The sequence below is a fragment of the Gordonia sihwensis NBRC 108236 genome, assembly GCF_000333035.1.
GTDB classification, from domain to species: domain Bacteria; phylum Actinomycetota; class Actinomycetes; order Mycobacteriales; family Mycobacteriaceae; genus Gordonia; species Gordonia sihwensis.
Genome location: NZ_BANU01000014.1, coordinates 36659 through 47780 on the forward strand (window position 1 = coordinate 36659; position 11122 = coordinate 47780).

Below are 11122 nucleotides of genomic sequence, written 5' to 3' on the forward strand. Positions count from 1 at the left end.
GAATGCGAAACGCGCAATTCTATCACGCCGCTGAAATCACTCCCGACGAGTTTGACATCGGTCGGACAATTCACCATCGTGACCCTTGGGACGACCATCGATCGTTTGACCACAGATGGGTCGGTACACGGCCCGGGACCAGCGGATTCCAACGACATCCCTCAGTCCAGTCTGGCGTGAAAGGTAAAATGTTGAATAGTGTGAAAAGAGTTGCGATCATCGGCGCGGGGCCCAGTGGAATGGCAGCCCTGCGCGCTTTCAAATCGGCGGAGAAGTCCGGCTCCGAGATCCCCGAAGTGGTCTGCTACGAGAAGCAGGACGACTGGGGTTGACAGTGGAACTTCACCTGGCGCACTGGAACCGACGGGTACGGCGAACCCGTGCATTCGAGCATGTACCGGAATCTGTGGTCCAACGGCCCCAAAGAGGCGCTCGAGTTCGCCGAGTACACATTCGACGAGCATTTCAACCGTCCGATCTCCTCTTATCCTCCTCGCGAAGTCCTCTGGGATTACATCAACGGCCGTGCCGTCCAGTCGGGTGTGAAAGAACTCGTCCGATTCGCTCACGTGGTGCGTCGGGTGGAATTCGACGATGAGACCGAACAGTTCACCGTCACCGTCGACGATCTGCGCGAGCATGTGACCTCCACCGAGGTCTTCGACGAAGTCATCGTCTCGACGGGTCATTTCTCATTTCCCAATGTCCCCGACATCGCGGGAATCGAAACCTTTCCCGGCGAGGTGATCCACGCGCACGAGTTCCGCGGCGCCGAGCGATTCGCCGGTCAGCGCCTGCTGCTCGTCGGGGGTCGTACTCCGCCGAGGACATCGGCATCCAATCTCACAAGATGGGGGCCCGGCACGTGACGATGAGCTGCCGGTCGCGGCCGCAGGGATTCGCGTGGCCCGACGGTGTCGACGAGAGACCGCAGATCGACCGGATCGACGGCGGTGTCGCCACCTTCATCGACGGCTCATCCGGAGAGTTCGACGCGATCATCCTCTGCACCGGGTACCTGCACCACTACCCGTTCCTCCCGGAGCATCTGCATCTGCGTTCGCCCAACAACCTCTACCCCGGCGGTCTCTACCGGGGCGTGACGTGGCAGGCGAACCCGCACCTGCACTACCTCGGCGCGCAGAATCAGTGGTTCACGTTCAACATGTTCGACGCGCAGGCCTGGTATGTCCGGGACCTCATCCTCGGTCGAGCCCAGCTCCCGTCCGCCGCTGAGCGCGCCGCGCACATGCGTCAGTGGGCCGATCGTTACCGCGGCGTCGAGGACGACGCCGCCGCGGTGCGTTTCCAGGCCGACTACATCCGCGATCTGATCGAGCAGACGGACTACCCGATGTTCGACCTCGACGAGGTGGTGCGGATCTTCCTCGAATGGAAGGCCGACAAGAAGCGGAACATCCTCACCTACCGGGATCAGGTGTACCCGTCGGTGATGACGGGAACGATGGCCGCCGTTCACCACACCCGCTGGATCGACGAGCTCGACGACTCCCGGGAGCGCTACCTCGAATCCCAACCCACGGCCGACCGTGTGACGAGCTGACGGCCACCGGCGCAGACGGCCGGATGTCGGAGGGCGCACCTACAATCGGGGCAGCATCCGCGCGACGAGGAGCACAGCGTGCAACAGCCGTCACTCTTCGAGCCCGACGACACCGGCCGTCCGCTCGCCGACCGAATGCGGCCTCGGTCGATCACGCAGGTGGTCGGGCAGGACCACCTCCTCGGCCCGGACGGAGCGATCGGCCAGATGGTCGCCGAGAAGCGGCTGGCGTCGATGATCCTGTGGGGTCCCCCGGGCTGCGGCAAGACGACGATCGCGCGGCTTCTCGCCGAACAGACCGACCTCGTCTTCGAACCGCTGTCGGCGACATTCGCGGGAGTCGCCGATCTGCGGAAGGTGTTCCGCGCGGCGGAGAAGCGCCGCGAGCTCGGCCGCGGCACCCTGCTGTTCGTCGACGAGGTGCATCGGTTCAACCGCGCGCAGCAGGACTCCTTCCTTCCCTACGTCGAAGACGGCACCGTCGTCCTGGTAGGCGCGACCACCGAGAACCCCAGCTTCGAGCTCAACCCCGCCCTGCTCTCCCGCTGCCGAGTCTTCGTTCTCAAACGACTCGAGGAGGCCGCGCTCGTCGAGTTGGTCGAACGAGCCGAGACTCTGACGGGACGGGAGCTGCCCCTCGACGGCGAGGCCCGGCAGGCGCTGATCGCGATGGCCGACGGCGACGGACGCTATCTGCTCAACCTCGTCGAGCAACTCGGCCACATCAGCACGCCGGTCGGCGTCGACGAGTTGGTCCCGCTGGTGCAGCAGCGGGCTCCCCTGTACGACAAGTCGCAGGAAGGGCACTACAACCTGATCTCGGCCCTGCACAAGTCGATGCGCGGCTCCGACGCCGATGCCGCCCTGTACTGGCTGGCCCGGATGCTCGACGGCGGAGAGGATCCGCTCTACATCGCCCGGCGCATCGTGCGCTTCGCCGCCGAGGACGTGGGCATGGCCGATCCCCGGGCGCTCGCGCAGGCACTGGCCGCGTGGGACACATACGAGCGGCTCGGCTCACCCGAAGGTGAGCTCGCCATCGCACAGGCGGTGGTGTACTTGGCCACCGCGCCGAAGTCGGTCGCCGTCTACCGGGGATTCGGGGCGGCCCGGGCCCTCGCCCGGCGCACCGGATCGCTCATGCCGCCGAAGCACATTCTGAATGCGCCCACCGGATTGATGCGCGAGCTCGGCTACGGTGCCGGCTACCGCTACGACCCGGACACCGAGGACGGATTCTCCGGGGCCGACTACTTCCCCGAAGGCCTGGAGCACGAACCGCTGTACCGGCCGACGGCCAACGGTTTCGAAGCCTCCGTCCGCGAGCGCATCGCCGAATGGGACCGGTTGCGTCTCCGCCGCCGCGGCGAGGGACGGTGATCGCGCCTCAGCGAATCGCGCGGTACACCGCGGTCTCGAAGTCCAGGAAGGCGGCGACCGACGCGGGATCGGCGAACGGCAGCACTTGCGAGCCCCACATCCCGGCGACGTCCGCTTCCCTGTCGATCCAGTAGTAGAGGTTGGCCAGTCCGGCCCACGCGAGCGAGCCCGCCGACCGGCCCGTCGGTGCGGGCTCGTCGTTGACCATGAACGAGTAGGCCCACGACTTGGACTGCCCGGGGAAGAACTCCGCGTCGTGAGTCAGGGCCGGCGCCGACCCGACGAGCTTTCCGATCTTCAGCTCGCCCAGCCCGTTCCGGGATGCCGCCCGCACGGTCTCGGGCGCGAGCACCCGACCGCGCTCGCCCTCGCCGTCCCGCAACCACATCCGCAGGAAGCGGGTGTAGTCCGGGATCGTGGCGTACACCCCCTGTCCGCCCATGTCGACCTCCGGGGCCTGTGGAAGCACCAGGCCGGTGGCGACCAATGACCCGTCGTCGACGCGCTGGTGGACCTCCGCGCGACGATCCGCCATCGACCGGCTCATGACGAAGGCCGAATCGTCCATGCCGAGGGGCTCGAAGATCCGCTCCCGCATCACCTGCGACAGCCGTTGTCCCCGAACGGCTTCCACCACCAGCCCGGCCCAGTCGATGTTGGTTCCGTATCCCCACCGAGTCCCGGGTTCGAAGAGCAGTGGCGAGGTGAGGCATTCGCGGGATGCGGTGAGAATGTCCGGCTGTCCCGTCGACTCGAGCAGGCGGGCGTACTCCGGTGAGAAGAAGGAGTACGACAGGCCCGCCGTGTGGAGCAGCAGCATCCGGGTGGTGATCTGCGTCGACGGTGCCCGCAGTCGCGGTGAGCCGTCCGGGGCGAAGCCCTCGAGCACCTGCAGCCGGCCGATGTCCGGTACATAGTCCGCAGCCGGGGCGTCGAGGTCGACCAGCGCCTCCTCCACGCATTGCAGCACGGCGGTGGAGGTGAGCGCCTTGGTGCACGAGAAGATCGCGAATACCGTGTCGGCGGTCATCGGCCGACCGTCGTCCACGGACCGGACGCCCGCGGTGCCGAGGTAGGCGTCGCCGCCGCTTCGGGTGACGGTCGCGACGACGCCGGGCACGCGCTGGGCGTCGTCGGCGGAGGCGGCTCGGTTCAGAATGTCGTCGAGGCGGGTGAGGTCGGGCATCGGGATCTCCTGTGCAGCAGTTGATGGCACCAGTGATCCTGGCCGGTGTTCACGGCCGGGTACGTCTGCGAACGGCAGGCACCGTCTCCGAGCGGCGAGCTTCTCGTAGCGGAGACTCGTCCCCACCGGCGGCGGGTCACGACCGCGCGCGAGCGAGCGTCTCGGAGGGATTCTCGCCGAACCTGCGTCGATAGGAGGCCGCGAAGACGCCGAGGTTCACATAACCCCAGGCGTGGGCGGTCACCGTCACCGACTCGGCGCCGGAGCGCAGTTCGCGGTAGACGCCTTGGAGTCGCTGCTCGACGAGATAGGAGCGCACCGACGTTCCCAGATAACGAGCGAATCCACCGCTCAGCGACCGCACGCTCACGCCCGCCGCGGCCGCGATCTCGGCCACCGTCGGCAGGTCGCGGGCGTGGGCGTCGATGAAGTGCGCCGCGGTGCGGACATAGCCCGGTGCCGCCACGGCGGGCCGACGTTCGAGGTCGACGGCGGCTCGCAGCGCCCAATCGTGCAGGAGTTGCGCGGCGATGAGCTCCTGCAGATGGAGCCCGATTCTGCCCGAGGCGACTGCCTCGGGCGAGATGGCCGCCGTACTCGTCGCATACCCGAGCAGATTCCACCACGGGCTCCCCGATCCTCCGATCACGGCGCCGCGGGACCACAGGGCGTCGTCGGGGACGTGGCCCCACCACTGCAGCGAGAGATCGGCGAGCAGTCGGTGCGGCACCGTGAGATTGAGCTGCAGATGGTCGTCGTCGGCGGCGAGCCGGAAGTCGGTGCGGCTGCAGTCCGCGACGAACGTCTGCCCGGCCCCGAGTTCGGTCCCCTCGGCGCGCCCCACCCGGTGCCGCGTCCGTCCGCGCAGCGTGGTCAGAACCAGCACGTTGCCCGCTTCGGCGTCGAAGTCCCGCAGTGCCACCTCGGTGCCGTACCGGAAGTGAGTCATGGTGATCTCACCGACGTCGATCGAGAACATCGACGAGCAGGGCGACGTCGAACGGCCAGACGGCCGGACGTCGAACGACATGTACTTGTCGTCGGTCCACGCCGCGATCGCATCCCAGTCGGTCTCCGTCACGGACGAGAGGACACCGTTCGGGCGCGGATCGAGCTGTGTCGGCATGGTCGGTAGGCTACTGACACACTGCGACGTTCGGCAGGGATTCAGCAGGCCGGGCGAGGTCTGGGAAGACCGCTGAAAATGATCAGCGCTGACAGATCTGGTGCCCCCCGTAGGATTCGAACCTACGACCTTCTGCTCCGGAGGCAGACGCTCTATCCCCTGAGCTAGGGGGGCTCATCGGGCGAAAGCAACATTAGCGCACAGGGACCTCACCGCCCAACACCGGGGTCACCGCAGCGCGTCAGACGGCGATCAGCTTGGCGCCGGCCACTTCCCGGTACCGGTCGGGCGTGCAGGTCAGGACGATGATCTGCGCATCGCCACCCGCGGTGCCGAGCACATGGGCCATCGAGGCCAGGCGCGTCGGATCGGTATAGCCGAGCGCATCGTCGAGGATCAACGGCACCCCGTCGGCCCTGTCGACCAGAGTGGCGCAGGCGAGCCGGGCGAGCAGACCGAGCTGCTCCTTGGCACCGCCCGAGAGCGAGTCGACGTCGACCGTGACGCCGTCGAGGGTGCGGGTGGCGATGACGAAGTCGTCGTCGATGTGGAACGACACACCGGAGCCGAAGACCGGGGCCGCCAGCTCCTCCAGACGCTCGGCGAATGGATCCACGTACCGCGCGCGGCTCTCGTTGCGCTTGCGCTGCAGCGTCTCGTGCAGCACACCCGCTCCTGCGGCGCGCTCTCGGACGCGTTGCAGGTGCGCCTGCGCGGCGTCGTTCGCCGCGACCGCCTCCGACAGTTCATCGAGACGTCCGTCGCTTCGGCACACCTCGAGTCTGGTCGACAGCTCGGTCTGGATTCGCTTCTGCTCCGACACCTGCCTGCGCAGCCGGTCCTGCGCGGCCTCGGCCTGCGCGAGCTTCTCGCGCAATCCGTTCAGATCCAGCTGCTCGAGGCGCTGCGTCAGCCGAGCCAGATCCGCCTCCGCGTCGTCGACCTCGGCCGCGTGCTCACAGACCCGCTCCGCGAGCGTCTCGTCGGAGGCCGCCGCGGCGGAGGCGCTGAGCTCGGACTCCAGTGCGGCCGACTCTTCGGCGATGCGGACGCCGGTCTCCTCCAGCGCCGATGCCCGCGACTCGTACTCACGCACCGCTGCCAGCCGCGCCTGCCGTGCTCGGTCGGCTTCCGCGGCGAGATCGGACGCCTCACGTTCGATCCGCCGGAGCTCGGCGAGGTCGGCGTGAGCGCGCTCCCCCTCGTGCCCGTTGCCGGCGTCTGCTCCCGCCTGCTCAGGGAGGCGAGACAGCAGGTCCAGGCGCTGCCGTTCGAGGTCCTCTGCCTCGGCTCCGCCGAGCTCGCGCGCCAGGGCACGCTCGGTGTCCTGAATCCGCCGAAGGATCTCCGCTCGTCGCGCGGCCGCCGATGCGACGAGCGACAGTTCGGCTACTCCGCACCGGCGACGAAGCTCTGCGGCCCGCTCGCGGAGCGTCTCCAGTTCTGCGGCCGGCTCGGCGGAATCGGCGCCCGGCCGGACCTCGACGCGCACCGATCCCGGCACCTCCACGACTGTGGGCCGCGCCGCCGAGACCTGCGCACCGTCCGCCGCCGTCTCACCGTCGAGGAGGACCTCGTCCGCGCCCAGGCGAGTGATCGTGACCGTGGGTGCGGCCGCGTCGAGCCGAGCCGCGGTGGCGGCGAGATCGCGCTCGAGTGCGGCGGCGAGCCGGACGTCGTCCTCGCTCACCGGGACGGCTGCGGCTTCGGCACGCGCCGACGCCAATTCCGATCGCAGCCGCCGGACCTCGTCGAGTGAGTTGTCCAGGCGGGCCAGACGGGCCCGATCCGATGCGACCACCGCCGCCCTCTCGGCCGCCCGGAGTTCCGCGCCGAGGTCGTCTCGCCGCTTCTGCGATTCCGCGAGCGCCGACGCCAGCTCGGCCGCCTCGCCGGCGGCGGACTCGGCCTTCGCGCGCGCCTGACTCACGGCTCGGCGATTCTCCGCGAGGGACTCGCGCAGCGCCGCGGCTCGTTCCCGGTCGCGCCGACGGCTTCGCAGCGCGTCGGCCGCGACCCGGTGCGACAGCTTCCTGCTCTCGACTGTGGCCCGAGCCGCCTTGACCTGCTCGCTCACCGCTTCGGCCTCCGCCAGCGCCGCGGCGGCGGTGGAGACCTCGACGTTGCCCGACTGCTCTTGCGCCACCAACTGCCGGATGGTCTCGGCCACGCGGGGAAGCCGATCAGCGGCGTCCTGAACCCGCGCCAGGATCTCCTCGCGCTCGGCGACCGCGGCGGCTGCCCGATCGGCCGCATCGGCGGCCGCGGCGAGTTCACCGGTCGGCCGTCCTTGGGCGAGGGTGAAGTACTTCTTGTACTCCGCGGCCACCGCCGCGACCAGTTCCTGGGTCTGCGGCGTCTCGCCGCCGTCCGACTCGGACTGTCCCGCCGCACGGTCGAGCGCCTGCGAGAGCGCCGAACTGTTCGCGAGGTCGCCCAACCGCGGGTCGGCCGACTGCAGCAATCGGAGCGCCCCGAACAACGTCTTGTCGAGCGCCTCCGCGAGAATCTGGTCCACACGCTCGTGCGCCTCGCGCCCGGTGAGTTGCTCACGCACCGGCCGCGTGATCGTCAAGGTGGTCTCCGGCTGCCGATTGAAACGTTTGAAGTACTCGAAACGCCAAGAGCCGCAAGAGATATCGGCCCAAACCTCGGTACCGACGTCGCGCCCCGCGGGCTGGACGGCACGGACGTTCCTCGCCTTGCTGCTCGCCTGAGCGGTCAGCAACAAGTCGAAGGCCTCCATCATCGACGACTTGCCCGCCTCGTTGTCGCCCTCGATGACGGTGACGCCCGTGTCGGCGAACTCCACCTCGCGGGCGGCCACTCCGCGAAAGTTCGCCACTCGGAGTCGGTGCAGTCTCATCGGCCCGCCCCCGCCAGCCGGTACAGCAGGGCGAGGGCCGCGCGCGCGTCGGCGGCGTCCGCGGCGTCGGAATCCGACGCCGCCCGCTCGGCCAGCTCGGCCGCGGCGAGCGCCGCATAGCCTTGGAGATCGAGCTGGGCCACATCGGAAGGATCGGACACGACGGTCAAGTCGTGGTGCCGCTCCCAGATCTTCAACGCCGCGAACCGGTCGCCGAACTCGTCGAGCAGGTCGGCCAGTGCGACTTCGTCGGTCACGCTGATGGTCCCGGTCAACGCCAATTGCACCACCGTGCGCGACTTGTCCGGGATCTCGGAGAACAGTCCGCGCAGCCGCGCGATGTCGTCAGCGCCGTTCATGTGCTCGCGGATCGTGCGAAACGACCACTGCCCCACGCGGTGCGGGGTCACCTCGATCGAGGACTCGCCGCCCCGGCTCAGGGTCACCTCCAGAACGTGCCCCGGCGCGGACTCGACATGATCGAATGCGGTCACCTCTGGCGCACCGGAGTACCACACGCGCCCCGAGTCGCCGACCGAAGTGAGCGAATGACGATCCCCCAGGGCGACGTAGTCGACGAGTTCCGCGGCCACCGCGACATCCAGGGCGGCGCTGCCGACGATCGACGGGTCGTCGTTGGGACTGAGCGAATCGACCCCGCCGTGTCCGACCACGATCCGAATGTCGTCGGACTCGGTCAGCTGGGACAGTTGATCGCTCACCAGGTCGGTCAACGGCCGTTTCGTGGTCCATGGGGCCGCCACCAATGCGACACCGTCGCGCACCGCCACCACCCCGGGCTCGTCGAGGACGATGACGTTGTCCGGGCAGGCGGCGACGAACTCGCGCGAGCGGTACACGCTGGTGGCATCGAGCGGATCGTGATTGCCGGGCAGCAGGTACACCGGGACCGGATACTCGCCCAGCGCAGCGAGCGTGCGGCGGATGATCCGGGTCGACACCCGGGGGTCGTCGAAGACATCTCCGCACACCACGACGAACTCCGCTCCGGTGGCGCGTGCGAGATCGCCGATGCGCACCACTGCGTCGTCGCGGGCCGCACTGTACGTCGACTGCGCGTCCCCGGACAGGAAGTGCCGGGTCATGCCGAGTTGCCAGTCGGCCGTGTGCAGGAAGGTGACGCTCCGTGCCGCGGCGGGCTCGGGCGTCGATTCCGCAGCGTCGGCGGGGACGGAGAACAATGCCAGCGGTTCGAGGTCGAACAGCGGTTCCGTCACGCACGACGCGCCGTCGAGCGCCGAATCGTCGTAGGACGGCCGTGACATGCTCCCGCTCCCTCCAGATCGTCTGTCGGACCGGAGTCGGCCCGTCGTGACGATGGTACGAGGCACCTCCGACAATCCGGGTCAGACGCGGCCGCGGCTCAGTCCGCCGAACCGACTCAGGTCCGCACGAGGAAGAGCGTGGCGACGGCACCCACCAGCAGGACGGCGGCGCCGAGATAGATCGACTCGCCCATCGCTCTCGCGAATCCGTCGCGCAAGAACTCCGGCAGCTGATGAACCTCGCCGCTGTGGCCGGCGGTGTCGACTCCCGGCAGGTGCGCCGAGAGCCGTGACATCATCAGCGCACCGATTCCCGCCGAACCGATCACCGAGCCGATGACCCGCGTGGTGTTGTACACGCCGGCGCCCGCCCCCGCCTGATGCCAGGGCAGATTCCGCGTCGCGGTCGCCGCCAGCGGCGCCCAGATCCCGGCGCTCGCCAGACCCATCAGGAGCGTGGGCGCGACCAGGAGCCACACCGGGCTCTCCGGCCGGAACACGGCTCCGGCCCAGAAGGACGCCACCGCATAGACGAACAGTCCGAGCGCGACCACGTTTCGCGGATGGACCCGGTCGAGCACGCGCCCGACGATCGGCGCGAAGATGCCGGTCAGCACGGCCATCGGCACCAGGACGAGCGCCGACCGCAGCGGCGACATCCCGCCGACCAGCTGGAGGAAGAACATGATCGGGATCATCGAACCGGAGACGGCGAATCCCATCGTGGCGATACCCACGTTCGACACACTGAAGTTGCGGTCACGGAACAGCGACAGGGGCACCAGCGGCTCCCCCCGCGTGCGGCTCTCCCAGAAGACGAACACCCCCATCACCGCGACTCCGGCGCCGATGAGCACCCAGATCCATGCCGCCCAGTGGTACGACTCTCCCTCCTGGATGCCGAAGACCAGCGCCGTCAGACCCACCGCGGACAGCGCGACGCCGACCCAGTCGAACTTGTGGTCGTGGGTCTCCACCCTGGGCACCAGCATCTGGGCGAGCACCAGTCCGACCAGCCCGACCGGGAGATTGACGAAGAAGATCCACTCCCACCCCAGCGAGTCGGTGAGGACGCCGCCGAGAAGCGGACCGACCAGTGTGGCGACACCGGCGACCGTGCCCCAGACGCCCATCGCCGCACCGCGCCGCTCGGGCGGGAAGATGCGGGTGATGAGCGCCATGGTCTGCGGTGTGATCAGCGCCGCGCCGAGTCCCTGCACGCTGCGGGCCGCGATGAGTTCGCCGATGCTTCCCGACAGTCCGCACCACACGCTCGCAGCGGTGAACAGGAACAGGCCGGCCTGGTACACCCGCTTCGGCCCGATCTTGTCGCCGAGACGGCCGGCGACCAACAGCGGCACCGCGTAGGTGAGCAGATAGGCGCTGGTCACCCAGACGATCCCGTTCACATCGGCGTCGAGCGCCTCCATGATCTGCGGCTGGGCGACCGCGACGATCGTCATGTCGACGAGGATCATGAAGAAGCCGACGCACAGCGCCATCAACGCCGCCCACGGCCGATCGGTGACCGATTTGAACACCGGAGTCTGCAGGGTTGTGGTCACGTGCGCGTCCTTTCGGATCCGGACATCGGCGCGAGGCCGAGCGAGGGCATCAGGTTAACACCGCTCACCGACCTGTTCCGGACGCCGCCGGGCGCTCTGGCGGACGCTCGGCGCACCACCGATGTCAGTGGTCGCGCATATTGTGGAGT

6 protein-coding genes, 1 tRNA gene and 1 pseudogene are annotated in these 11122 nt (G+C 68.6%); 2 read left to right on the forward strand and 6 right to left on the reverse strand.

The window, feature by feature from the left end; translation table 11 throughout:
* Positions 1–188 precede the first annotated feature (188 nt).
* Positions 189–1564 (forward strand): annotated as a pseudogene (locus GSI01S_RS09955) (trimethylamine monooxygenase).
* Positions 1565–1642: 78 nt separating this feature from the next.
* Entirely contained in the window at positions 1643–2944 is a 1302-nt protein-coding gene (locus GSI01S_RS09960; protein ID WP_006896425.1) for a replication-associated recombination protein A, read from the forward strand.
* Positions 2945–2951: 7 nt separating this feature from the next.
* On the opposite strand, the gene acmB is transcribed toward GSI01S_RS09960, so the two are convergent.
* From acmB to GSI01S_RS09990, 6 genes are all read right to left on the reverse strand, one after another.
* Positions 2952–4130, reverse strand: a complete 1179-nt coding sequence (acmB, locus tag GSI01S_RS09965) for a methyl acetate hydrolase AcmB (RefSeq protein WP_006896426.1) — start codon at positions 4128–4130, stop codon at positions 2952–2954.
* Positions 4131–4266: 136 nt separating this feature from the next.
* On the reverse strand, positions 4267–5256 hold the full coding sequence (locus GSI01S_RS09970) for an AraC family transcriptional regulator (protein ID WP_006896427.1): 990 nt from the start codon (positions 5254–5256) through the stop codon (positions 4267–4269).
* Between the two features lie 98 nt (positions 5257–5354).
* Positions 5355–5430: transfer RNA gene (locus tag GSI01S_RS09975), tRNA-Arg, on the reverse strand.
* Positions 5431–5497: 67 nt separating this feature from the next.
* Positions 5498–8122: an AAA family ATPase gene (locus GSI01S_RS09980; protein ID WP_039867433.1), complete on the reverse strand. Its 2625-nt coding sequence runs from the start codon at positions 8120–8122 to the stop codon at positions 5498–5500.
* A complete protein-coding gene (locus tag GSI01S_RS09985; RefSeq protein ID WP_006896429.1) occupies positions 8119–9408 on the reverse strand; it encodes a metallophosphoesterase family protein in 1290 nt (429 codons plus the stop codon). The genes GSI01S_RS09980 and GSI01S_RS09985 overlap by 4 nt, the downstream gene beginning before the upstream one ends.
* Before the next feature lie 116 nt (positions 9409–9524).
* Positions 9525–10910, reverse strand: a complete 1386-nt coding sequence (locus GSI01S_RS09990; RefSeq protein WP_051999642.1) for a DHA2 family efflux MFS transporter permease subunit — start codon at positions 10908–10910, stop codon at positions 9525–9527.
* Between the last annotated feature and the right edge of the window lie 212 nt (positions 10911–11122).

Excerpts from the sequence above, each read along its gene's own strand:
- GSI01S_RS09970 (WP_006896427.1), bottom strand. The coding sequence starts at position 5,256 with ATGCCGACACAGCTCGATCCGCGCCCGAACGGTGTCCTCTCGTCCGTG.
- GSI01S_RS09985 (WP_006896429.1), bottom strand. The coding sequence starts at position 9,408 with ATGTCACGGCCGTCCTACGACGATTCGGCGCTCGACGGCGCGTCGTGC.
- GSI01S_RS09980 (WP_039867433.1), bottom strand. The coding sequence starts at position 8,122 with ATGAGACTGCACCGACTCCGAGTGGCGAACTTTCGCGGAGTGGCCGCC.
- GSI01S_RS09990 (WP_051999642.1), bottom strand. The coding sequence starts at position 10,910 with ATGGCGCTGTGCGTCGGCTTCTTCATGATCCTCGTCGACATGACGATC.
- acmB (WP_006896426.1), bottom strand. The coding sequence starts at position 4,130 with ATGCCCGACCTCACCCGCCTCGACGACATTCTGAACCGAGCCGCCTCC.